General features: G+C 45.1%; 16 protein-coding genes. 11 read left to right on the forward strand and 5 right to left on the reverse strand.

The window, feature by feature from the left end; all coding sequences use genetic code 11:
• Position 1: 1 nt before the first annotated feature.
• The 5 genes from DYD21_RS09995 (at position 2) to DYD21_RS10015 (ending at position 4,734) form a co-directional block, all read left to right on the forward strand.
• On the forward strand, positions 2 to 895 hold the full coding sequence (locus DYD21_RS09995; protein WP_116035998.1) for a DUF4249 family protein: 894 nt from the start codon (positions 2 to 4) through the stop codon (positions 893 to 895).
• A 449-nt stretch (positions 896 to 1,344) separates the two neighbouring features.
• Positions 1,345 to 1,791 carry a ribose 5-phosphate isomerase B gene (gene rpiB, locus DYD21_RS10000; protein WP_116036001.1) on the forward strand — a complete coding sequence of 149 codons (447 nt, stop codon included), beginning with the start codon at positions 1,345 to 1,347 and terminating at the stop codon, positions 1,789 to 1,791.
• Between the two features lie 2 nt (positions 1,792 to 1,793).
• Entirely contained in the window at positions 1,794 to 3,092 is a 1,299-nt protein-coding gene (gene glyA / locus DYD21_RS10005) for a serine hydroxymethyltransferase (RefSeq protein ID WP_116036003.1), read from the forward strand.
• 79 nt (positions 3,093 to 3,171) lie between these two features.
• Positions 3,172 to 4,047 (forward strand): twin-arginine translocase subunit TatC, encoded by an 876-nt coding sequence (gene tatC / locus DYD21_RS10010; RefSeq protein WP_233505516.1) that lies wholly within the window; start codon positions 3,172 to 3,174, stop codon positions 4,045 to 4,047.
• 153 nt (positions 4,048 to 4,200) lie between these two features.
• A complete protein-coding gene (locus DYD21_RS10015) occupies positions 4,201 to 4,734 on the forward strand; it encodes an FKBP-type peptidyl-prolyl cis-trans isomerase (RefSeq protein WP_147303548.1) in 534 nt (177 codons plus the stop codon).
• Positions 4,735 to 5,452: 718 nt separating this feature from the next.
• On the opposite strand, the gene alr is transcribed toward DYD21_RS10015, so the two are convergent.
• Positions 5,453 to 6,529 (reverse strand): alanine racemase, encoded by a 1,077-nt coding sequence (alr, locus tag DYD21_RS10020; protein ID WP_116036011.1) that lies wholly within the window; start codon positions 6,527 to 6,529, stop codon positions 5,453 to 5,455.
• On the reverse strand, positions 6,526 to 8,136 hold the full coding sequence (locus tag DYD21_RS10025; protein ID WP_116036013.1) for an NAD(P)/FAD-dependent oxidoreductase: 1,611 nt from the start codon (positions 8,134 to 8,136) through the stop codon (positions 6,526 to 6,528). Before DYD21_RS10025 ends, alr begins: the two co-directional genes overlap by 4 nt.
• A gap of 116 nt (positions 8,137 to 8,252) precedes the next feature.
• Between DYD21_RS10025 and sppA the strand changes: the two genes are divergently transcribed.
• From sppA to DYD21_RS10055, 6 genes are all read left to right on the forward strand, one after another.
• A complete protein-coding gene (gene sppA / locus DYD21_RS10030; protein WP_116036016.1) occupies positions 8,253 to 10,043 on the forward strand; it encodes a signal peptide peptidase SppA in 1,791 nt (596 codons plus the stop codon).
• A gap of 673 nt (positions 10,044 to 10,716) precedes the next feature.
• Positions 10,717 to 11,565 carry an MBL fold metallo-hydrolase gene (locus DYD21_RS10035; protein ID WP_116036019.1) on the forward strand — a complete coding sequence of 283 codons (849 nt, stop codon included), beginning with the start codon at positions 10,717 to 10,719 and terminating at the stop codon, positions 11,563 to 11,565.
• A 57-nt stretch (positions 11,566 to 11,622) separates the two neighbouring features.
• Positions 11,623 to 12,282 carry a lysophospholipid acyltransferase family protein gene (locus DYD21_RS10040; RefSeq protein WP_158551499.1) on the forward strand — a complete coding sequence of 220 codons (660 nt, stop codon included), beginning with the start codon at positions 11,623 to 11,625 and terminating at the stop codon, positions 12,280 to 12,282.
• Positions 12,283 to 12,674: 392 nt separating this feature from the next.
• Positions 12,675 to 14,432, forward strand: a complete 1,758-nt coding sequence (locus tag DYD21_RS10045; RefSeq protein ID WP_158551501.1) for a response regulator — start codon at positions 12,675 to 12,677, stop codon at positions 14,430 to 14,432.
• A gap of 36 nt (positions 14,433 to 14,468) precedes the next feature.
• Positions 14,469 to 18,008 carry a two-component regulator propeller domain-containing protein gene (locus DYD21_RS10050; RefSeq protein ID WP_116036028.1) on the forward strand — a complete coding sequence of 1,180 codons (3,540 nt, stop codon included), beginning with the start codon at positions 14,469 to 14,471 and terminating at the stop codon, positions 18,006 to 18,008.
• A gap of 115 nt (positions 18,009 to 18,123) precedes the next feature.
• Positions 18,124 to 21,567 carry a sensor histidine kinase gene (locus tag DYD21_RS10055; protein WP_116036031.1) on the forward strand — a complete coding sequence of 1,148 codons (3,444 nt, stop codon included), beginning with the start codon at positions 18,124 to 18,126 and terminating at the stop codon, positions 21,565 to 21,567.
• Positions 21,568 to 21,676: 109 nt separating this feature from the next.
• Here the strand turns inward: DYD21_RS10055 and DYD21_RS10060 are convergent, their stop codons facing one another.
• The 3 genes from DYD21_RS10060 to DYD21_RS10070 form a co-directional block, all read right to left on the reverse strand.
• Complete coding sequence (locus DYD21_RS10060) at positions 21,677 to 22,756, reverse strand: PAS domain-containing sensor histidine kinase (RefSeq protein WP_116036033.1); 1,080 nt, start codon at positions 22,754 to 22,756, stop codon at positions 21,677 to 21,679.
• Positions 22,756 to 23,571, reverse strand: coding sequence for an alpha/beta fold hydrolase (locus DYD21_RS10065; protein WP_116036036.1), 816 nt, complete (start codon positions 23,569 to 23,571; stop codon positions 22,756 to 22,758). The genes DYD21_RS10060 and DYD21_RS10065 overlap by 1 nt, the downstream gene beginning before the upstream one ends.
• Before the next feature lie 266 nt (positions 23,572 to 23,837).
• Complete coding sequence (locus DYD21_RS10070; protein WP_158551503.1) at positions 23,838 to 25,763, reverse strand: PAS domain S-box protein; 1,926 nt, start codon at positions 25,761 to 25,763, stop codon at positions 23,838 to 23,840.
• Positions 25,764 to 25,829: the final 66 nt, after the last annotated feature.

A 25,829-nucleotide genomic window follows, 5' to 3' on the forward strand; every position in this document is an offset into this window, starting at 1 on the left:
CATGCATAAATTATTATCAATCATATTCGTTTTTCTTCTGCTGATTTTTGCGGGTTGTGATATTTACGAACAGGATGAGTACCAGGAACTTGTGGTGATGGAGGCATACGCAATCGCCGGTCGTCCCCTGCCGGATGTGCGCCTGTCTGCCACAGTTGAGGCGACACAGGAATATAATTTCAGTGATGCTGCCCTGAATGGTGCATCGGTTGTCGTTACTCTGCTGGATGAAGGCGGAAACACAGACCAATCTTTCAGCTATTATCGTCAGTCTGATGGAATATACCGTGCAGCGAATCGCAATTATCTTGTGGAAGCGGGTCAAACCTATCGGATTGATGCATCTTTCAACGACCGTCCGGAGGAATTGAGAGCAGAGACCACCGTACCGGCTCAGTTTGAAATTCTATCTGATGTTGAAGAGTCGTATGTATATCAGTCAGAAAACCAGCTTGAAGTGGTATTAACGGCCACCGAGTCAAATGCACGCCAAAATATTTATGTATTCAACACCATTGCAAGGGAAGCTTCTATAGATAACTTGACTCCTTTTTATTTTGATGCGGTTGAAAACCGGGATGCCTCTCTTTCCGAATTCCTGAACAACTCCTCCGGCCTCATTAACGAAGGGAATTTTGATATACTTGATAATCAGACTATCCTGCTCCGGTTTCCCTGGATAGGTGTGGCGTTTTACGGAGAAAACCAGGTGGTGACCAATTCTGTGGATCAGAACCTGGCCGATCTTGTTCGTTCCGAAGAATTGCAGCTTGGCGGCTCAACCCTCCCCCCCGGCGAAATTCCCAACCTGATTTACAATGTTGAAGGAGGCATCGGTGTGTTCGGGAGCATCTCATCCGATACCGTTGTCACCCGTTTCCTTCGGCCAAATTAAACCTCATCTGCGAATGGAGCAATCAGACATGGTATTTCTGAGGGCTCTAAATTATGCGAAAGACATCAACCCATTTAGTGTCGTTTCAATGATGTATCGACGGGTATGTTTGGTGCAAATCTTCACCGGATGAATTCGCTTCATCCGGTGAATTGTCCGACCTTTACATTAACCAGTGCATAACCATATAGAGTAATATCTCACTCCTAACAACTCATCCGATGACGTGGAGTCAGCGGATGAGGGTATTTCATTAACCCGACAAATCAAAATTGACTTGACACTAGGTGCAATATTCTAAAACCAAAAGATTTCCATGAGAAATACCATGTCTTTTCCTGGCAGGATTACCGGGCCCTATATTTCCTGCAAATTGGTTTTCGACTGACTGATTTTTTCGAGATATTTAAGTCTGTTATTAAAATACTTTTACACACCTGATTTCGATTATGATCATTCCTATTGCCAGTGACCACGCGGGGTATGAAGCGAAAGAGACTACGAAGAAAATTTTGGAATCGATGGGTTTTACTCCGGTTGATTTCGGTACCCATTCTCCGGATTCGGTGGATTATCCCGATTTTGCCATCCAGGTGGCTGCCAAAGTCAACAACGGCGAACATAATCAGGGAATCTTAATCTGCGGCAGTGGTCAGGGCATGTGCATGACGGCCAATAAATACCCCAATGTGCGCGGCGCCCTGGTTTACAACCCGGATGTAGCCTCCATCACACGGCAGCACAACAATGCCAATATTCTTTGCCTGCCCGGCAGAGAGTTAACTAAAGAGCAGCTGGAAACGATTCTAAACTCGTGGTTTAAAACCGAGTTTGAGGGCGGCCGTCACGAACGGCGTGTGAACAAAATTCAATCTCTTACAGAAAAAAAGAATTAACCATGGATGAACTGATCCACCAGGATCCTGAACTTGCAGGTTACATCCGGCAGGAAACGGAACGGCAGAATTTCAATTTTGAACTGATTGCGTCTGAGAATTTTGCCTCACGCGCCACCATCGAAGCGATGGGAACCGTACTTACCAACAAATATGCCGAAGGATATCCCGGCAAGCGGTATTATGGTGGCTGTGAATTTGTGGATAAAGTGGAAGAGCTCGCCCGTGAGCGTGCAAAAAAACTGTTTAAGGCAGACTGGGTGAATGTTCAGCCTCACTCCGGGGCATCCGCAAATGCGGCTGTTTACCTCGCATTTATGAATCCCGGTGATACACTCCTGGGACTCGACCTGGCTCATGGCGGCCATCTCACACACGGATCTCCGGTTAATTTTTCGGGCATCACCTATAAAGCCGAATTTTACGGTGTTGAAAAAGATACCGGCCGTATCGACATGAATAAAGTTCGCGAAAAAGCGAAAGAAGTGAACCCTAAAATGATCTCCATCGGAGCGAGTGCGTATCCCCGCGATTTTGACTACCAGGCGTTCCGCGATATTGCCGATGAAGTTGGCGCTTTCCTCTGGATGGATATGGCTCACACCGCCGGACTGATTGCTGCCGGTCAGCTGAATGACCCGCTGATGATCAGTGATGTTGTCACTACCACTACCCACAAAACCCTTCGGGGTCCGCGTGGCGGCATGATCTTGGTTGGCAAAGATGGTGAAAACAAACTTGGCGTAACGGCCCGGAAATCCGGCCGGGTGAAAAACTGGAGTGAAGTTCTTGATTCAGCTGTTTTCCCCGGCAGTCAGGGTGGCCCGCTGATGCACGTCATCGCCGCTAAAGCTGTGGCATTTGGTGAAGCACTGAAGAGCGATTTTATAGAGTATCAAAAACAAGTAAAACGCAATGCTAAACACCTTGCTGAAGAGTTTACAAATCATGAATACGATCTTGTAAGCGGCGGCACGGACAATCACCTGATCCTGGTAGATCTACGCAGCAAAGGCCTCACCGGGAAAGTTGCTGAAGAAGCACTCGACCGTGCGGGAATCACTGTTAATAAAAACATGGTTCCATTCGATACTGAAAGCCCGTTTGTTACCTCCGGAATCCGGATTGGAACCCCGGCCCTTACCACAAGAGGATTTGGCGAAGCGGAATTCACAAAGGTTTTTGAACTCATCGATACCGTACTTAAAAATCCCACGGATGAGCAGAATCTCACCGCTGTTAAAGTACAGGTAAAAGAACTTTGCACACAGTTCCCGCTATATGATCTTGAACAGGTTTAATGGATTTATTATTTAGAATAATGTCCTCGAATTATAAACCGCTGCCCCATCCGGGACCATATGTACAGGGACTGCATCTATGAGTGATACACCCGACCAGGATTCCTCAAAAAGAAAAATTATGGGAGCTCTATTACCAAAAGCGAAAGCTCCCAAAATCGACCCAACGGCATCTATGTCGTTTCTCGACCATCTTGAGGAGCTTCGCTGGAGAATCATCAAAGGGCTGATTGGCGTTGCGGCTGGTATCGTGATAGCGTTTATATTTGCCGATTTCTTTATCCAGGAGTTTATTCTGGGACCGGCACGTGCCGATTTTTTTATGTACCAGATTATGCCGCTGAATGCGGTTGATCTGTCACTCATCTCGAGGCGTTTGCCGGGACAGTTTTTCACATACTGGGGAACGCTGATTATTATCGGGGGAATCATCGGATCGCCTGTTTTATTTTACCAGCTCTGGGCGTTTATCGAGCCCGCACTTGGATCAGGTAAAAAGTTAAAGACAATCCTGAATGCGCTTTTCATCAACTTCTTTTTTCTTCTCGGAATCTCGTTCGGATACTTCATTCTTGTACCTTTTGCCGTTCAGTTTTTCACTCAGTTTATCATCTCGGATGTCATCAGTAACGAATTTGATATCAATGAATACTTTACGTCTGTTGCGTTATGGACGTTATCCTGTGGAATTCTGTTTCAGATTCCCGTTGTCAGTTACTTTCTGTCAAAAGTAGGATTGGTCACACCCGAAGGAATGAGGGCATACAGAAGGCACGCCATTGTAGGCGCACTCGTTTTATCAGCCGTTCTAACACCGCCTGATCCGGTTTCACAGCTGATGATTGCGTTTCCCCTGGTGCTGCTCTATCAATTTTCAATCGTACTGAGCCGTTTTGCACATTATCGACGCAAGAAAGAGCTGGATGCTGCGTTAGGCAGTGGACTCGGCGATTAATCTCTCAATGAAGTTTTATCCCGGGTAAATATTTGCGATCTTTCATGCTTGTGCTCATTTTTTGACGAAGTGACCTGAATCGCTATAACAATTGAAAAATGGTGCGAAAGCACCGAGTAAATTAACTTGAATCAACTTTTTCCAGATCTGTATATGAAGAATTTTTCTCTTCTCCCCTTTGCCGCATTTTTGTTTGTAACTCTCTTCACTTTTGGATGCTCAACCGATTCCGATTTCAACCTCCAGGAGCCTACATACGACAGCGTTCCCGAGCCGTTTAATATCAGCGGAGTTGATGAAGAACCTGTACAGGATGGTATCACTAAATACGTAGTCGAAGAGGGGCGCGGTGAAGATCGTGTGGTGATCCGGGACGATCTGTTTATCTTTTTTACTCTTCGAAATATGGATGGTGATATCATTTACAGTTCCTACCAAAACGGAATGACTTCGCCAACTGTTGTTTCCGTTACAAGTATCTCCGCACAGCGTTCGACCAATTTCAACGCTCCCCGTGCATACACCAGCGGACTAAGAAAAGGGCTAATCGGAATGAGAGAAGGCGAAAAAAGAGTCCTGATTGTACCCCCTTCTGAAGGTCTGGCCAATATTCAATCCGGTGGGTTAACCGAACAATTCCGAAACGATACACTCCGGTACGATATCGAACTGAATGCTATTCTCTGATTTGTTTTTTCTGAGTTCGATACTCCCAGTCTTTCTGACTCACCCCCGGGCCCCTCTCTATCGCGCCAAAAAACGGCTTTTCAGAGAGGGAATAAATTCATGGATCTACAAAGGTAAGTTTCCGAAACTTGAGCCTAAAATTCTCATAGTTCTGAGGCTGGTGTTTTTCCGGTCCTGACTATCGGGACGAAATTGACTAATTTCATTTATTCAGTATAAATTCTTTTAACAAAGGGATCCGATCCCGAAAACTTTCTGACGAGGAGAGGGATGTCCTGTCGGTTTTTTTACAAATCTGATTCACATCCCCCCTTCCCTTTAGCAATGTCACTAACTTTGATAACTAGCTTCCAAACGAAACCTAATTTACTTTTGCACAATAGATCTTGTGTCGATTTCGTAGTTCTTCCGGCCTTTGATTACTGAAGGAGGTGTTTGGTTTGCGGGGAGTGCATGCGATGTTTGTAAAAACTACCGGCCAAATCTTAGATTACTATCACGAAGTGATATGGACCTTTGTTTTTACATCGCAAAACGGACCGCAAACCCCGACTGAAGGAATCACCAGCCCGGCGGGTTTTGGATACTTTTGACCGTTCAAAAGTATCAGGAGAATAATCCATATTTGCCCAATATTAGTGACATTATTCCCTTTATGGGTACCCCCCTCCCTTTTTTTCGAAGGAGGACTTTTGAGGTCATTATTTAAGAACTCAGGTTATGAGTAATCCGTGTAACTGCGTGCCATTCTGCCATTAAGCGCAGTTAGTATTTCATGTACGTTTGTTCCTGCGGCTTCCGCCCACTCCGCTGCACTCCAGGCCTCTCCGCCCATCAGCACAACCTCTTCATCTACCGCTATTTTTACATCTCCAAGATCCACCATGGTGTAATCCATGGTGATATTTCCAACTACAGGATAAAATTCACCTCTGATCTTCACCTGAAGTTTGTTGCTCAGCGACCTCAAAATACCATCCCCATACCCTACCGGGATCGTGCCGATATACCCGCTTTTTTGAGCCGTCCATTTTTGGCCATAGCTAACACTTTCTCCCGCTTCAATTGCTAAAGTTTGAACGATTCGGCTTTTCCAGGTCAAAGATGGAGTCAGCCAATCCACCTGTGTTCTCCCTGCCGTATATCCGAGCTGGGCGAGCCCGGTTCGGATCATATCAAACTGATTATTTTCATTATAATGAACCGCTGCCCCGGTGTTGCTCATATGAACGAGAGGTATCTCTTTAAAATCTTTCAGAATCTCGCGGAATATCTCTTGCTGAGTGTTCACAAAATCAGAACCGGGATCATCGGCTGTCTGGTAGTGCGAGTAGATTCCCGAACAGATCAGCCTCTGGTTGGCAACGGCCATTTTTCGCACTTTACCCGCCTGTGATGGTTTAAAACCCAGCCGGTTCATACCCGTATCAAAATGGATATGGTACTTTGTGCCGTCCATCAGCGTGGAAAAGTGGGGGAAATCGCTGAGTGTAGCTGTCAGTCCGTGTGTCTGATAGGCTGCTGCACTCCGGGGCGATGGCACTTCAAATACCAGTATCGGTTTCTTAATGCCGCCAAGCCTCAGCTCAATCGCTTCATCAACCGTTGCCACACCAAACCAGTCCACGTCAGGTTCTGCCCTTTTAGCGACTTCAATAGCGCCGTGACCATACGCATTGCATTTAACCACAGACAATATCTTTTTGATGCCTGTCCGTTTTCGTAACTGTTTTAAATTTTTTGTGATACTGTTGAGATCGATTTCGGCATACGAATTCGGGAAGTGAAGTTTCAACGTCTGGCTCCAAAAAGTTTTTTTCGTTTGTGTTTTTTTAAAATAACATTCGCTGCATTATATCCTGCAGCTCCAAACACACCGCCGCCGGGATGGCACGATGCGCTGGAAAGATAGAGGTTCTTTATAGGTGTTTCGTACTGACTGAGTTCCGGGGTGGGCCTGAACATAAACATCTGGTCGAAATTCATCTCCACGTGCATCACGTTTCCGCGCAGCAGACCATGTTTTCGTTCAATATCGAGCGGCGACTGAATATACCTGTCAATCAGTTTTCCTTTCATGTTTGGCGCGTACCTGGTGACCACATCATATATTTTATCCGCTTCACGCTCACGGATATCATCCCAGTTTTTACCACCGGCGAGCTCGTAGGGATGCCATTGCGCCCACGCAAAAAGGGTGTGATTTCCATCCGGGGCCACATCGGGATCAATTTTGGAAAATGTCATCGCCAGCACCGCGGGATCTTCAGGCGGTAATCCTTTCATGTAATCTCCAATCGCGCGCTTCATATAACCGACCGATGGTGCCAAAAGCTGCATTCCGTTATGGATGTGAGGATCACCCGGGCATGCGCTGTATTCAGGCAGTTCTTCAACCGCACACCGGATGACCATTCCAAAACCGTTACCCACCTGGATATTTTCCACTTTTTTAAAAAGAGAATCATCCAGATGTTTTCGGCCAACCAGTTTCAGCATCGTCGTTTGAACGTGAGCGTTTGATACCACCAGGTCTGCATCGTACGATTCGCCCGAAGTGGTAATTGCACCTTTAGCAATTCCATCTTCAATCCGGATTTCACTCACCGGCTGATCCGTAAATATTTTACCGCCGTGCGCTTCGATCAGGTTTTTCATCGCTTGCGTGAGCATTCCGCTGCCTCCTCGCGGATGTTTGGCGCCGCTTTGGTGAAGCATCGACTGCCACCCGGCAAAATCCCCGGTTGCGCTCTGATCTGGCAGCGGTCCCGATTGTGCTGCAAACCAAGTAAGTGCTGCGTGCATGTGCGGGCTTTCGAACGCATTTTCCACCACGCTGCCATAACTGCCCAGAATTTTCTGCAGACCGGTAATCTGCTCCCCTTTTTTAAACATCGAGCCGTCGCGGATCTGCCCCTTAACCAGCTCAGTAATAATATTTTTACCATTCGGCGGCACCATAAATGCTTTCAGCACTCCTCTGTTGATCCGCTCCCAGAATTCAATAAAATCGCGATAGTTCTGCACATCTTCCGGCGCTACTTTTGCGATGGAGTCTATTGTTCGCTCCAGGTCTTTGTGAAAATGGATCACCCCTTTTCCATCGGGAACGGGATAACTCATAATCGGGTCCATTTCGATATATTCCAGCCCGTAGTCGGTTAGCTCAAGCTCTTCGATAATTCCGGTCTGATGGATCATGATATGCACCGAAGAGCCGACATCCATCCGAAAACCGTGCGGATTTTGCTCCGAGCGAAACATCGTTTCCGTGCAGACAGCACCGCCAACGGTATCCCGCCGTTCGAGAACACCGACACGATATCCCTGTTTGGCAAGGTAACACGCCGTAATCAGTCCATTATGTCCTGAGCCAATAATTAGTGCATCAAATTTCGTCATTGTCCGTAGAGGATTTTGCAGGGTGTTTTCATTCGATTATTTCTTAAGTTCCAACACCGAAAAGATATCATCAATTCACCCCGTTTCTCAAAAATACCAAAGTAAATACTACGAATATGAAATTTCTTAAGACCTTTTTGGCATCCGTTTTGGGTACCATCATCGGTATATTTCTTCTGCTGTTGATCCTTTTTGCCACCATCGTCAGCAGTTCTTCCGATCCCGAGCCGTATGTTCGTTCTAATACCATACTGAAATTTAATCTTTCCGGTGATATTCCGGCGCGCGTTACACCCGATCCTTTTGAAGAGATTTTCAATCCTTCAGCCGGTCCAAGAGTTTCTCTGCAAACCCTGAAACGGAATCTTGAGAAAGCGGCATCACACGATAATATCGACGGTGTGTGGATCCGCACCAACCAGGTTACCGCATCCTGGGCAAACCTGGCAAGTGCTTATGACTACCTGCAAGAATACAAAGAGAGTGGCAAGTTTCTCTATTTTAGTACAGATGACATCGGGATGAACGAAAAAGCGTATTTCCTCGCATCTGTCGCTGATTCAGTATTTACACCGCCCGAAACCAATTTTGAATTCGACGGTTTCGTCACCCAAATCTCTTTTTATCGCGAAATGCTCGATAAGATCGGCATTGAACCAGAAATATTCCGCGTTGGCGAGTATAAATCAGCTGTTGAACCATTTATTCAGCGAGAAAGCTCACCGGAAAGTGAAGAGCAGATTCGTGAGATACTGAATGGCGTTTCCGGTCAGTTCGTCCGCGCAATGGAAGCTCGCACGGGTAAATCGGCCGATGAAATTCATGATATGCTCAATACACCACCAATTGACCGACTGCAGTTCGCTCTTGATAATGGGTTAGTGGACCAGTTTGCTTATGATGATGAAATTGAAGATCTCATCAAACAGCGAATCGGAGTTGAAGAAGATGACGATCTGAGGACTATCAGTTTCGGAAGATATTCCCGGGTGACGGGTTCTTCAGCGGGTCTCGACGATCCCTCCGGCAGTGATAAAATTGCTGTGATATATGCTTCCGGAGCCATCATGCCGAATCTCGGCCAATCTCCGTTCGGAAACCAGAATGTGATTACAGCATCATCCGTGCGAAGCCAATTTCAATCAGCGCTTGAGGATGATGATGTTAAAGCGATTGTGTTCCATATCAACAGCGGAGGCGGTGCAGCCACCACATCTGACCTGATCTGGAATGATGTACGCAAAGCGGCTGAGAAAAAGCCGGTTATCGCTGCCATGGGAAGTGTAGCTGCTTCAGGAGGATATTATATCGCTGCAGCAGCCGATACCATCGTTGCGGCTGAGAACACCATCACCGGATCTATTGGAATTTTCAATCTTCTGTTCAACTCGCAGGAACTATTTAATGAAAATCTCGGCATTGAGTTTGACACATTCAAGACTCACGAGTATGCCGACCTGTACGACCTCACCAGTCCATTCACCCCGAATGAGCAGCGAGTCATTCAGCAAAACATCGAAAACGGGTACGAGTCGTTTCTGAACCGAATGGCCGAATCGCGGGGAATGACGCGCGATGAGGTTCACGAAGTTGGGCAGGGACGCGTCTGGACCGGGGTTGCCGCACAGGAAATTGGTCTTGTAGATGTGGTTGGGGGAATTGACCGCGCCATTGCCATTGCCGCTGAGAAGGCAGAAATCGATGAATGGACGATCGACTCTTATCCCAAGAGTCGCGATCTTTTTGAAACACTTTTCAGTTCTGGCAATGCCAAATTCCAGGCGTGGATGATGAATCTCCTGCCCGATCCGCTGAACCGAAGTGAAACACAGGATCTGATGATGCTGATGGAGCAGCCACAAGGAACGAACTGGGCGCTTCTGCCGATTCGGTTTGATGTGAATTGATCAACAAAACCGGTATTTGAAAGTCTGGTCGATCAAACAGAAGATCGAAAATTACGATATCAATGATTGGGGAGTATCCCCGGCCGTTGATCATTGTGATTTTCGATTTTTTTGTTTTAATAAGCGGTATACAGTAAAGTGTTAAGTCAATTTTGATTTGTCGGGTTAAGGAAATAGCCTCATCCGCTGACTTCACGTCATCGGAGGAGTGGATGGGGCTACATGTTACTCTGTCAGCTTATGTGATGGATAATGTAAAGGTCGAACAATTTTAAACCGCAAAGGGCTGAGGCAGCCGCGGAGGTTGTTTATTCATTTTCTTTGCGTATTTAGCGACCTTGGCGGTATATTTTTTCAGGTAATCACAATATCATACATCATTTTCTCACAGCCTCTCAAAGGGGGTCTTTTATCCTTTGAGGTTGCACAAAAGCATTCACAGAATTCTCAGAACGAAAATACCTTAAGCAGGCTATGTATGGTTTATTGAACTCCCCTCCATATGGAGTGTATTTGCGACATAGGGAGGGGCCGGGGGTGGGTCAAAAAGACCGGTGATCAAATTCAACTCATAAACTTAAATTAATTAGTCGCTGATTAATGGGTATCCACTTTTTATCAGCCTCGGAATTGAACCACTTATGTTTAAAACAACACAACAACTCAAAACCACATGAAAATCGGCCGGTTTACCTTAGAGCAGCTCAGTGAAGGGTTTTTTGAGCTTTTTAAAGACGGTACTTTCAGTAAAATGGATCCCGCCCGGCTGAATAACGCCGCAGAAGATCCCACTCTCGGAAGATACTCCTCCGCCCTGGGAATTGATCCGCTCCTGATCTCCGATGGCACCACACATATCGTAGCAGATGCAGGTTTGGGATGGGGCCTTGATCAAAAAAGTTTGTACAATGAAACGTCCAACCTCATCACAAATTTAGAAATTTTCGGTCTTACGCCGGATGACATATCGATCGTGATTCTTACCCATCTTCACTATGACCACGCTGCGGGATGCACTCGTGTGGATTCCAGCTTCAAAACGACACCTACGTTTCCAAATGCGCGCTATGTTGTTCAGAAAAAAGAGTGGGAGTTTGCCCTGAAGGAGTTTCAATCGAAAAGTGAAATCTCCGGGGCCGACTACCGGCTTGATGAGCTGTTTCGTCTGGCTGCCGACGAACGGTTTGAGTTTATAGATGGTAACAAAACGCTGACTGACGGCATCGACCTGATCCTGACCGGAGGCCACACTCCGGGTCACCAGATCGTAAAAATTACCGACGGAATCCAAATGGCCTATTTCCTTGGAGATCTGATTCCGACTGAACATCATCTGAATCACTACGCTATGAAGACGCTCGACTTCTCCCCTCTTGAGGCAAAAAAATCGAAAACCCTGATTTTACGGGAAGCGTACCGCGAGCAGGCCCAGCTTTTTTTCTACCACTCGCTGTTCAACAAAAACGGGCTTCTCGCAAAAGACCGCAACCGGAATTACATCCTGAAAGAGGAACGCCGGTGATTTTGAAAATGTCAGTTACAGGTTAACTAATTATTCAACCCCATCCATAACGCGGTTTTGTCAAAAACGCCCGATCATAACGAGTCACTCCCCTTTATTCCGGCGCAGGAATCTGCTTTTTTTATACAGATATTCGACTGGTACTGCCGGTGGCTTTTTTGGAGACGATTTGATTCTGTTTCCATCCATAGCGATTACAAACCTGCCGATGGGGCAAAAACGATCTATTTCCTGAATCACAATTCCTGGTGGGACGGACTGATTCCTTTTCTGCTCAACCAACGCTGCTACCGGCAGAATGCGCGTGGAATGATGGAGGATAAGCAACTTCATCAATACCCGTTTTTCAGGAAACTGGGTGTATTCTCTATTAACCTGGGTTCACCCCGATCGTCGATGCAATCCCTGCGATATGCCCTCGAATCGATGGAGCGGCCAAATGCCTCACTCTATATCTACCCGCAGGGGAAAATCGTCCCGTTTGGAACTGAAAATATTGAATTCAGAAAAGGAATTGGCTGGCTGGCAAAAAAATTACCCGGTACGGACCTGGTGCCCATTGGAATTTATATACACACAAAAAAGAGCGATCGCCCCCGCCTGGAAATAAAGGCCGGTAGTGCCGTGAACGTCGATCGAAATCTGCCCTCAGAACAGATCAACGCGGTGCTGGAAAGTAAACTCTCTCATCTTTTAAAAGAACTGTATCAAGATTGAAAACGGCAGGCCTGTGCAAGATTTAATTTTAATGAATTAATTCCTATCTCATCAATTAATAAGACATTATACTTCGAAATTCACTGCCTCTCTTCTGTTTACAAACATTTCGCACCCTCTTCAGGCTTTAGAAAGCACGTAATTTGCCGATAAAGCTGAAACCCCCTCTTGTATTGCGTTATGGGTTGTATGTAGTTGTGATTTCATTCCCAGCTTCTGTTATTGGTAAACGGCAAAAGGAGTTGAGTGAAGAAAAACAAACCATGGAAAATTCTGACATTTTAAGCAGATATTAATAAACCTGGCGTCTTTCTGAATGATAACAAAGTTCTGCAGACAGACTTACTGCTGCTAAACCACTGAATGGATCAAATTATAAAATGAGTACGGGCATGGAGCAAAAACAACGTATTCTTTTGGTAGATGACAACGAGTCTATTCATGAGGATATTAAGGCAATTCTAAACATCAACCAAAAGGATGCCGATCAGGAAATGTCGGAAATCGAAAACACTCTTTTTGGATCTTCCTCTGCCGGAAAAGCGGAGCCTGTTGCCAATATCTCCTATCAGATTGATCACGCCTACCAGGGAGAAGAGGCGATCGAAATGGTGGATCGGGCCCAAATAGAGGGGAACCCCTATTCGCTGGTGTTTATGGATGTGCGCATGCCGCCCGGCATGGATGGAATTGAGGCAATTCAGGAGATCTGGAAAGAGCATCCGTATACTGAAATGGTCATTTGTACCGCTTACTCGGACTATACGTGGGATCAGATTGTAAAAAATCTCGGCACGACCGATAAGCTGCTCTTTATGAAAAAACCGTTTGATGCCACCGCACTCAAACAGACGGCTTTAACGCTGACCACAAAATGGAACTTACGCCAGGAAGCGATTGCCTATACCGAAAAGCTCGAAAAGGAAGTTACCGAACGCACCAAAGACCTTCGAAAACTTGTGAAAGAGTATAAGCAGATGAAGGATAAAGCGGAAGAAGCCACAGCAACAAAAAGTGCTTTCCTTGCTACAATGAGCCATGAAATTCGTACGCCAATGAATGGTGTAATGGGAATGAACGATCTGCTGCTGGAAACCGCACTTGACACACAGCAGCGTGAACTTTCTGAACTGGTGAAAAAAAGTGCCGACTCCCTCCTTCGCGTAGTAAATGATATTCTGGACTTTTCAAAAATGGAAGCAGGCAAAATGGAGCTTGAATCTGTTCCATTTAACATCAGTGAAGTGATTCACGATGTAATCCAAACCCTGAATTTTTATTCACGAGCCAAAGGAATTTTAATTTCGCAACACGTAGACGATTCCGTTCCCGATACACTGATTGGAGATCCAACACGAATTCGTCAGCTTCTGCTGAATTATGGCAGCAATGCCGTAAAGTTTACGGAAAAAGGTGAAGTACTTATTAAGGCCGAAAATCTCGCTGCAGATAACGGTATGCATTCCATTCGTTTTTCAGTTAATGATTCCGGAATTGGAATCTCCCCGGAAAAACTCTCCGGAATTTTCACTCCATTCAAACAGGCAGACTCCTCAACTACCCGGAAATATGGCGGAACCGGACTTGGGTTGGCAATCTGTCGTCAGCTTGCTGATTTAATGAAAGGAGAAGTGGGTGCCGAAAGTCAGCCGGGTATTGGATCCAAATTCTGGTTCACCGTTTCACTCGATGAGTTCGATCCTGATAAATACGGTGAGGCTGATGGTAAAGACATCACATCCGGTGAGATCGATCCTGCCTTGAAAAAACTTAAAATCCTGGTTGTTGAGGATGATAAGGTGAACCAAATTGTCGCAAAAAAAATCCTTGAAAACGAAGGGTTTACTGTAGATATCGTGGAAACGGGCATAGCAGCCGTGAAGGCAACCGAGCTGAACGACTACTCTTTTGTTCTGATGGATATCCACATGCCCGAAATGGATGGTTATGAAGCTACTTCACTCATTCGGGAGATGGAGCAGCAAACCGGCAAACATTTGCCAATCATTGCGTTAACCGCATCTGCTATGGAAGAGGATAAAGAGCAAAGCCTGAAATCAGGCGCCGATGCACATCTTGTAAAACCGATTGACAAGCAAAATCTGCTGTCGGTCCTGCAGCAACATAGTAACATAAAACCTGTGAACTAATTCACTGCTCAACTGGAGAGTCCCTGAAAAATATCGATGCCTATTTCCATGCTCTTTTACAAACTCCATATCGTCTGCAGGCATCTTCATCAAAAAGCATTCCGGCTGATCACTCCCCTCTTTGCACTTCTTCTGCTAATTCTGCTCAATTTTGAAAATTCTGCCGCCGAACCGCCGGAACTGAAATTTCAGAGAATTTACGACGGACTGATGAGCGGACGCATCACCGCCATTCACCAGGATCACACCCGCTATATGTGGGTGGGGACCAACAGCGGATTGCATCGGTATAACGGAATCGAATTTGAAGTGTACCTGTCTGGAAGCGACTCAACAACCCTCATCAGCGAATATATTGGCTACATTTTTGAAGATCAGCAGAATCGACTTTGGATTGGCACCGCCGGCGGCATCAACTTATATGACCGGAATACCGATCGGTTTATCCGGTTCCCATTTGAACAGCACGATAGCTACAATCCGGAAACCACAAGCGGCGTTCGAAAAATTCTGGAAGACCAAAACGGAGTGATCTGGGTTGCCGGAGGATCTGAAAACCTGTATCGATTGGATAACGTCAATCAACAGCTGACAGCCTATGCACCCGGATACAACTACGGTATCCATTCCATGTACGCGAATGAGGACAACTCCCTCTGGATTGCAACACGAAGAAATGGGTTGATCCGCCTCAATACAGAGAATGGTTCCGTAGTTGAAGAGCACCGCCATGATCCCAATAACCCGGCTTCGCTGCCATCCAACAATATCGAAACCATTATCAAAGACAGAAACGGAACTCTTTGGATAGGCACACTCGGCAGAGGATTGGCAAGAATGGAGACGGACGGCAGCGATACAGTCTTTCACCGATACCATCACGTTCCGGGAGACAGGCATTCGCTTCTGAACAATTTTGTTCTCACCCTGCACCTCGATCGCGATCAGAATTTGTGGATTGGCAATGAAAATGGCGGCCTCCATTTTTATGATCCATCAGCAGACCGGTTCTATCAATATCAAAACGATCCGAACAGCCAGTATAGCCTGACCGATAACTCCATCTGGGTGATGTATCACGATATGAACGGCCGCTACTGGATCGGAACGGGCCAGACCGGGCTGAACATTGCAGACAGATTCAATCACAAGTTTTCGCACTATCGTGAACCGATGATCCGCGGAGGTTTAAAAAGTTACGTGATGCGTGATGTTCTTGAGGGCAGCCGGGGCGAAATCTGGTTTGCAACCGATGGCGGTGGAATCAGCCATTTTGACCGGGAGACTGAAACATTTACCAGTTACCTGCATGATCCCGACGATCCTGCATCAATCGGTTCAGACGCTGCGCTTCATCTCAACTTTGATAAGGCAGGACGTTTGTGGATCGGAACGTTTCGCGGCGGGCTGAATATCCTCACCGACCGAGAAAACGGAATATTCACTTCATTTCAGGAATTCTTTCACATTGATGATGAACAATTTCCATCAGATAATATATTCGCAACCCACTTTGATCATGAACACGATACAATCTGGATAGGCTCCTATGGCGAGGGACTCTACCGGCTTGATCCGAATACGGGACAATTCGACCGGTTTCATTCGGAAAGTGGTTCGGCAGCCATTGCAAACTACATCGTTAACATTTTTGAAGACAGCCGCAATAACATCTGGATTGCCACACTGGAAGGACTGTTTCGAATTGCATCAGAGGATAAAGACCAGGTCCGGTTCGAAAAATTTACTCATGATCGTGCTAACCCGGAGTCTTTACCTCGAAATGTGGTTCATCATGTAATGGAAGACAGCCAACAGAATATCTGGGTTGCCACTTCTGACGGACTGGCTCGATTTGATGCGGAAACAAATACATTTATCACTTACACTACTGATGACGGGCTTGTAAGCAACAACATCAAATCGATCAATCTCGATCTGTACGGAAATTTATGGATTGCTACTAATCGCGGGATATCCCGGTTTGATACTGAAACCCAAACCTTTAAAAATTTTACCCGAACAGACGGTCTTCAAGGTGATGAATTCTCGCAATACTCAACAACCAGCCTGCAAAATGGTGAACTGGTATTTGGCGGGATGAACGGATTTACCATTTTTCACCCCGATGATGTGGTCGACAACCCTTTTGCGCCGCCTGTTTATATCACCGATTTTAAGCTTCTGAACCGATCTGTGGCTATTGGCGGCGACTCACCCCTTCAAAAACACATCTCTGTCACGGACACCCTCAACCTGTCGTACGATCAGAACATTTTCACATTTGAGTTTATCGGGCTGAATTACACGCAAACCGTGAACAACCGGTACGCCTACATGCTGGAGGGATTTGAAGACGATTGGAATTACGTAGGCACCCAGCGAAATGCCACATACACCAATATGAATCCCGGCAACTATACGTTTCGGGTTAAAGCTGCCAATCACGACGGCGTGTGGAACGAGATGGGAGCTTCCCTCGTACTCAATATTGCCCCACCCTTCTGGCAAACCAACTGGTTTTACCTGTTGATGGGTTTCCTTGGAGTCAGTTTTTTTGGTTTCATTTATCGCTACAAAGTAATGCAGGTACAGCAGCAAAATCGTCTGCTTGAAAGAGAAGTGGCTGAGAGAACCGAAGATCTGAAAGAGACTCTCAGAAAGCTGAAAGAATCGCAAAAAGCGGTGGTGGATAAAGCTCATAAAGCGGGGATGGCCGAAATTGCAGCCGGCGTGCTTCATAATGTGGGAAATGTACTCACCAGCGTAAATACCTCTGCCCTTTTGATCAAAGAGAAAGCAGACCGATCTAAACTGACCGGCCTGGTAAATGCGAACCAGATTTTGCGTGAAAACATTGACCGGCTTGATGAATTTATAGCCAATGATCCGAGAAGCAAGCCGCTGATGGAGTACTACCTGAAGCTCGAAGAACCTTTACTGCAGGAACATCGTGATTTGGTTTACCAGGCGGAACGGCTTTCGGAAAAGATCAAAATAATCAATGAGGTGATAGCGGCACAGCAGAACTATGCCGGGGCGAGTATGTTTGAAGATCATATCTCACTGACGGATGTTATCGAAAATGCGCTCTCGCTACAGGCAGGGTCCATTGAAAGGCACGGGCTGAATGTAGTGCAGGATTTCAAGACCCGGTCCTCCGTTAAAGCCCAGCGGGCAAAACTGATCCATGTGCTGGTGAATCTCTTCAAAAATGCGAAAGAGGCGATGGAAGAAAACCATCCGGAAAACCGAACCATTCAAATTAAAACCTGGCAGGATGATCAACATATCTACCTGACGGTTACCGATAACGGTTCCGGTATTAAACCTGCGCATCTTCAAAAAGTATTTTCTCACTCCTTTACGACTAAAAAAGATGGTCACGGTTTTGGCCTTCACAGCAGTGCAAACTATATGCAGGAGATGGGCGGCAGCATCGAAGCAGTGAGCGAGGGGTTGGGCAAAGGATCCGTTTTTAAACTCACATTCCCGATTTCAGATTCACCAACAAAATCTAATGAGGAACTAAACGAAATTGACCCTGCCTCACACAACGGTAAACCATCAACGTAACAGAGGAGCCCGGGATGATTCAATTACAAATCAATGCAGTTCGAAAAGGGCAATGGACCTCGGGGCTATGGTCTGATAAACATTCTGTTAAATCAAACATCGGGGCTAAAGAGTCATGAATCAAATCCGGAAATATCTTTTTCTGATTCTACTTCCGGTGTGCTTCTCTGCTGCAGCTACACATGCACAAGTGCCCTCTGAAGCGATCCGTTTTGACCACCTGACCGATGCCGACGGCCTGTCACAGCGCACCGTTGAAGCGATCATACAAGACAGCCACGGCTATCTCTGGTTCGGAACGTATGATGGTGTGAATCGCTACAACGGGCACGAAATCACCGTCTATAAATTTGATCCGAACCTGCCAAACAGCATCAGTTTCAATGAAATTTCGGCCATTATTGAAGATAAAGAACAAAACTTATGGATCGCTACGGATGGCGGCGGACTGAACCGGTATGTGCGGGAACTCGATCATTTTGTTCACTACAGTGCTGATCCTTCCAAACCGGACAGCCTGAGACTCAGTGACAATGCCATTTACGCACTCGCGGAAGATGCCGACGGAGGAATATGGATCGGTACTGAATACGGCCTGAACTATATGGATCCTGAAACCGAAACTTTTACACATTATTATGCAGATAGTGATGACCCAAATCGGTTTAGCGAAAACAGTGTTCGAGCACTTCTAACTGAAGATGACGGTACGTTGTGGGTTGGAACGCTTAACGGCTTTCACAGGCTGAATCGTCAAACCGGTGAATTTCGCAGTTTTTATTCCACATCTGGTGAGGGAAGTATCTCAGATAACACCATTCAGGTGATCTACCGGGATCGGCGGGGTACGTTATGGATCGGCACACAAAATGGAGGGCTGAATTATTATGATGAAGATGAGGACCGGTTTTATGCGTACCAGCATGACCGGAGTGACCCCAACAGCATCAGCGATAACTCTATAACCAATATCCTGGAAGACAGCAGGGGGATTCTGTGGATTGGAACTGAAAATGCCGGCCTAAATGTCTTCGATCGTGAAAATAACCGGTTTATCCATTACAAAAATGAACCGGGAGATCCATCCAACCTGAATAACAACGCGATTTATTCCATCTACGAAAGCAGAGATCAGATTCTGTGGATCGGAACGTATAATGGCGGATTGAATATCACGGACCGGAAATTTGCCATGTTTGAGCATTACAGCCACGATCCCTATCAGCCAACATCTCTCAATACCCATTCCGTTTTCTCCTTTTTTGAAGATAGTGCCGGGAATTTCTGGGTGGGAACAGATGGCGGCGGGCTGAACCGATTTGATCGAAAAACCCGAACCTTTACAGCATACCGGCACGATCCTTACGATTTGAACAGTCTTCCAAACGATGTCGTGTTCGACATCGAAGAGGATCAGCATGGCAATCTATGGATTGGTACATATCGTGGCGGACTCAGTAAATTTGATACCAAAACGGAAAGCTTCACCCATTTTCGCCATAATCCGGATAACCCGGACGGGCTGAATAACGAGAATATTTTCGCACTCTATTTCGACCCGGAAAATCCAAATCATCTGTGGATTGGAACCAATGGCGGCGGTATCAATCTTTTTGATATCGAAAATGATCAGTTTTATCATTTCACCCAGCATGAAGAAAATCCGCAGGCATCCAGCAGTAACTACATCCGGGAGTTTTATGATGACAGCCGGGAAAATTTCTGGGTTGGTGCTTACGGCAATAATTTAATCCGGTTCAGCAAATCGGATCATACATTCCATAATTACGAACTTTCCGGGCTGAGTTTCCTGAGCAATGCTATTCAGTCAATATACGAAGATTCGGAAAACAGGCTCTGGCTCGGCAGCCGAAGTGGCGGTTTGATTCTTTTCGACCGGGAGAGCGAAGAGTTCACCTCATTCACCACTCGTGAGGGCCTGCCCAGCAACATTATTTATGGTATTCTTGAAGATGAAAGCCGGAATCTCTGGTTAAGCACCAATAACGGAATTGCAAAATTTAATCCCGAAACGGGGTCATCCGTAAATTACGGCGTGGAACACAATCTCCAGAGCCGCGAGTTTAACCAGCGGGCATTTTATAAAGACAGCAGCGGTTACATGTATTTTGGAGGAGTGAACGGATTTAACCGCTTTCACCCCGACAGCGTCCGCCACGACGAGCACGTTTCTCCGGTTGTGCTCACCGATTTTCTGATTTTTAATGAACCGGTACCCATCGGCAGGGATAACTCTCCCCTGACGAAACACATCAGCCTGACAGACTCTATTGAACTGTCGTATGATCAATCCGTTTTCACTATAGAGTATGTAACGCTCAATTTTGATGCCGGAAAAGGGGAACAATTTGCCTACATGCTCGAAGGGTTTGACAGCGACTGGAACCGTGTGGGAGATAAACGTTCAGCCACCTACACCAACCTGAATCCCGGGGAGTATACCTTCCGGGTACGAGCGGCCAACAGCAGCGGGATGTGGGGTGATGAAGTTTCGCTCGGAATTGTAATCACGCCACCCTTCTGGCGCACAGCCTGGTTCTACATGTTGATGATCCTGCTGATCGGCAGTACGGGAACATACGGTTTCAGGTGGAAAGTCCGATCCATTTCGGAGCAAAACCGGCGCCTTGAGGATGAAGTTGCCCGTCAGACTCATGATTTAAAAAATACACTTGGAGAGCTGCGCGATACCCAGGCGGAACTGGTTGAAAAAGCCCACAAAGCGGGAATGGCCGATATTGCCACCAATGTACTGCACAATATCGGTAACATTTTGAACAGTGTAACCACCTCTACATCCCTTATTTCAGATATCCTGGATAAATCATCCGTGGAAAAACTTCATAATGCAAACATGCTGCTCGCGGCAAACCAGGAGAATATTGAAGAGTTTATTGTGAATGATCCCAAAGGGAAAAAACTGCTGGAATACTACCTCAAACTCGATAAACCGATCACGAAAGAATTTGAACAGCTCAGCAAGCAGAACAGCCGTTTGAAGGAAAAAATCCAGCTCATTTCGGATGTTGTTGCCGCTCAGCAAAACTACTCACGTGCAAAACGCCTGGCTGAACCGCACTCACCACGGCAGCTTATTGAAGATTCCATTGCATTGATGGACAACAATTTCCAGCGATCTGATTTAATCTTTGAGCGGGATTATCAGCCGACAGACCCGATACGGATCGATAAGAGCAAGATGATTCACGTAATCATCAACCTTCTCAAAAATGCCGGAGAATCGATTCGTGAAGCAGATCCGGACCGAAAAGTCATCACAATTCAGCTGAGGCAGGATGAAGATTCCATTCGTATGGTCATATCAGATACCGGTGGTGGAATCAGTCACGATAATCTTCTGAAGATCTTCAATCACGGGTTCAGTACAAAATCCACCGGTCACGGATATGGGCTTCACAGCTGTGCTAACTATATGAAAGAGATGGGCGGAAGCATACATGCAGAAAGCTCCGGTAATGGTAAAGGCGCATCGTTTATACTCACTTTTCCAAGAACCGTATCGGCTGAGAGCGAGTGAACTGATTTTTCTCCGCTACCTAAAGAAAGCCGATCTGGCGAGGAACTTATTTTTAATCTCAGTCAAGCTTTTGGAAGACAGCACACTGCACACAGCAGGTTTAGTGCGGTTAGCTATCTGCTAAAGGGATCTGCAAAGTAAAAACAGAACCCTCTCCCGGTGTGCTGCTAACCGTCAAGTCACCCCCCATCATACGGGCAAGTTTTTTGCTGATGGGAAGCCCCAGTCCAAATCCTCCTTTATTTGAATCGGATAGATTTTGTTTCATCTGAATAAACGGCTGGAAAATCTGGTCAATTTTTCCGGAAGGAATACCGATCCCTGTATCCTTTATGCAAACCTTTACAAATTTGGGGGTCTTTTCGGTAAACAATTCAATCTTTCCGCCGTGATCAGTGAACTTAATTGCGTTTTTCAAAAGATTCATAATAACTTGTTGAAGCCGGTCTGCGTCTGCCCATACTCTCAAATCCGTTTTATCACCCCGGGTTAATTTCAACCCTTTGCTTTCGGCATCATGCATAACCATCATATAGGATTTAACAAGTATCTCCTCGAGTAACACAATTTCTTTATTTATCGTGAAATGACCCGTTTCAAGTTTAGCAAAGTTCAGGATATCATCTGCCAGTCTTGCCAGGTTTTTGCTCGCATTTTTGATCAGGCCCAAATATTTATATTGATCACTGTTTCCTTTGCCATTAATCTCATCCGATAGCAAATCTACTGTTAACAAAATTACACTGAGTGGCGTACGTAGCTCGTGTGACATCATCGAGAGGAACTCCTCCCTTTCATCGCTGGTTTTTTCAGCTTTCTTTTTATCGTATAAAATTCTGTCTTCAAATTCAGATCGGCGCTGCATCCAAACTACAATACAGCGATTATTAAACCCGGAATTTTCAGTAGTTCTCTCCGCGTTAATCAAAACCGGGATTTGTTCTTTCTCTTTTGACAGCAGAGTAAGAAAGATCTCATCAACCCGGTTTTCCATCTTTAGCATTGGGAAAAGGTGTGTTTGATAGAATACTCCTGATCCCGGAGTGAAAATAGATTCAATATGTTGATTTATGAGTTCATCCTGCGAATAACCCACCATTTCACAAAACCTGTTATTTACCCGGCCCAGTATTCCCTCGTCGTTAAATTCAAGGTACCCGCACGGTAAGTTATCCAGAATGATGTCCATTATATTTTTAAAATCTGGTTAAGATAGTTCTCGATGGCTTCAATCGTTACATCCGGGTGACTCAAATGCGGGCAATGGCCATTTGCCGGAATGATTTCAAACGTACTCTTCCCGATCTTTGAGTGCACATATTCACCTACGTTTACCGACGCGATTGAATCCTCCTCACACTGAATAATCAATACCGGTGTATCTATTTTTGGCAGATCATCACGGTTGTCAGCAAGAAATGTGGCTTTGGCAAAATCATGTGCTATAACGGGATCGGTAGAGCAGAAACTATTTTCCAGTTCCCGGGTCAGCTCAGGACGCTCTTCATTCTTCATGATTTCAGGAGCAAAAAAATTCGCCCATCCGATATAATTTTTTTCCATCAGCTCCAGTAACTCCGTAATTGTACTTTTCTCATACCCGCCATGGTATTCAGGTGGATCATTCAGGTAGAACGGAGAAGGGCCAATCATAATCAGGCTTTTAAAACGTTGAGGCTGCCTTATGGAAGCCAATGCTCCGATCATTGAGCTTACCGAGTGCCCGACAAAAATAACATCATCCAATTCCAATGCATGAATAATATCCAAAACGTCCCGGGTATATCCATTCAGGGTTTTATATCTCTCAGACGTATACGCACTGATATCGGAATTCCCGGACCCCACATAATCAAATAGAATAATTTTAAACTGTTTCTCAAATGCAGGTGTAATGAATCTCCACATATTTTGATCACAGCCAAAACCGTGTGCAAACATAAGAGGGATATCACCATCCCCGAAAACCTTGACATTATTACGCTGAATTATGTTCTGTCTCATAAATAATCATGAAATATTTTGGCTGCAATGGAGTAACCAACTGCCCCTTCAGAACAGTCTGCTCAATAATTATATCAAGGTTTTGATCTATGATAACGTTATAAACCACATTTCCAAATAATACACCCCGGGAAGTGCCTGCTATGTAATTTAAAAAGCAGATATAGTTGACTGTACATTGTGTTTGTTTCCAGGTCAGCAGGTCTTTTTATACAAAGCAAGGGATTACATTGATTAGTGCTTCCCTCAATAACAAATGTACCGGTTCAAGCATCACCGGGTATGTATCTCGCACTGGAACCTTTAATTTGTTCTTTTCTAAAGGAAACGGTAAACGTGGTTCCTTCTGAACTGTCTGCTTTTATATCTCCATAAAGTTGTTTTACTAAATGGCTAATCAGTTTTAAGCCCAGGGTTGCAGGGTTTTCGAAGTTCACTCCCGGATCCAGGCCTACTCCGTTATCCTGTACGGATAAATGGACAAATCCGTCTTTCTCCCGGAGTGTAACCTTTATTTTACCATCCCGTTCATCCGGAAAAGCATGTTTCAGGGCATTGATCAAAAGTTCGTTTACCAATAATGCACATGGTATGGCCTGGTTAATGTTCAGGCTCAGGGAGTCTGTATCCAATTCAAGTTTTAAAGATTCAGCTTCTGCCGTAAACGTCTTAAAAATGGTAGAACTTAACTCTTCCAGATACTTTCCAAAGTGTATGTCGGTGAAATCGCTGTGTGAATATAAAGATTCATGTATCAGGGCCATCGACTTAATGCGCATCTGGTTTGCCGACAGTATATATTGAAGTTGTTTATCTTCTGTATTATAAATTTCAAGTTGAAACAGACCGCTTACAATGGCCAGGTTATTTTTAACGCGGTGATGAATTTCCTGAAGAAGTACTTCTTTTTCGTTCAGGGAAGTATGTAATTTTTCCTCTTTACTTTTGATTTCTTCCAGTGCTTTTTTCTCTTCTGTGATATCAATTCCAATTCCTATTACATAATTATCATCATGCAGCTGGAATTTAAAACTGACTAATAGGTGCGGAATAACTTCACCCTCTTTGGAAAATATCTTTAATTCTCTCCTTGCGTATCCTTCTGATTGAACTTGCTGAAGTGACTCTTGAGCAACCCGATGATCTTCTTTTGCTATAAGTTCCATATACAGCTTGTTTTTCAACTCTACAGAAGTGTATTTTGAAATTTCTTCCAAATTGCTATTCCATTTTCTCATTCTGCCTTCGCTATCTATGAGAAAGAATATTCCGGGCAGGTGATCAAGAATACCTTCTGTAAATTTCACTTGTTTAAGTAAACGCTGCTCTGTTCGCTTACGGCGGGTTATATTTCTTGCGGTGACGAAATATTGCCCCCTTATTTTTGAAACCGAAATTTGCAGCCACAATTGCTGTCCATTTTTGGTAGCAAATTCAACTTCCTCTGAAGATTTTTCCTCCGTGGAGTTTTCAATCCATTTTTCAAATTCTTTTTTGAATTCTCTATCCATCAGATATTCGGTTAAGGCTGTTTCCCGCATTTCTTCAGGATTATAACCGAGCAGTTTTCTGACCTCTCCTTTAATCTCTGTAATCTCAAAATTTTTAGAGTCAAGAATCATCATGACATCTGTAGAATTGCGCAGAAAGGTGGCAGATTTCCTGAGCTTTTTATGTTCCTTTATTAATTGCTCACGTTTGAGTCTGAGCTCTAACTGAGACTCTACCGCTGCTCCCAGTACTTTGAGTCCCTCTAATTGGTTCTCATTCACTTTCTGGGGTTTATTGTCAAGTACGCAAATTGTGCCGATGTTATATCCATGACTGCTTTGTAGTACCACTCCTGCATAAAACTGGTATTTTTTTGAACTGACGTAACTGTAATTTTTAAATCGGTCGTCTTTTGTTAAATCGTTAACTACCAGGTACTTTTCCTCTTGTATGGTAAAAGTACAGACACTCTCATTTCTTGGCAGTACTCTTAATTCCCAGTTTACACAAGATTTCGTCCATTGACGGTCGTGATCCAGAAAATTGATCAGAGCACAGTCAGCATCGAACAGATAAGCGGCCACCTTTGTGATATCATCAAACTCTTCTTCGTCTGGGGTATCCAGAATATCGTATTGCAGCAGCTCTCTTACTCGTTCTTTTTCATGATTCGGATCACTATTATATTTGTCAGATCTCATCATTTACCTCTTGTTTATAGTACCCCATAATTTAAATAAAATTAACAGTCTACAGGAGGGCATCAA

Source organism: Rhodohalobacter sp. SW132 (genome assembly GCF_003390325.1).
In the GTDB taxonomy this organism is placed as follows: domain Bacteria; phylum Bacteroidota; class Rhodothermia; order Balneolales; family Balneolaceae; genus SW132.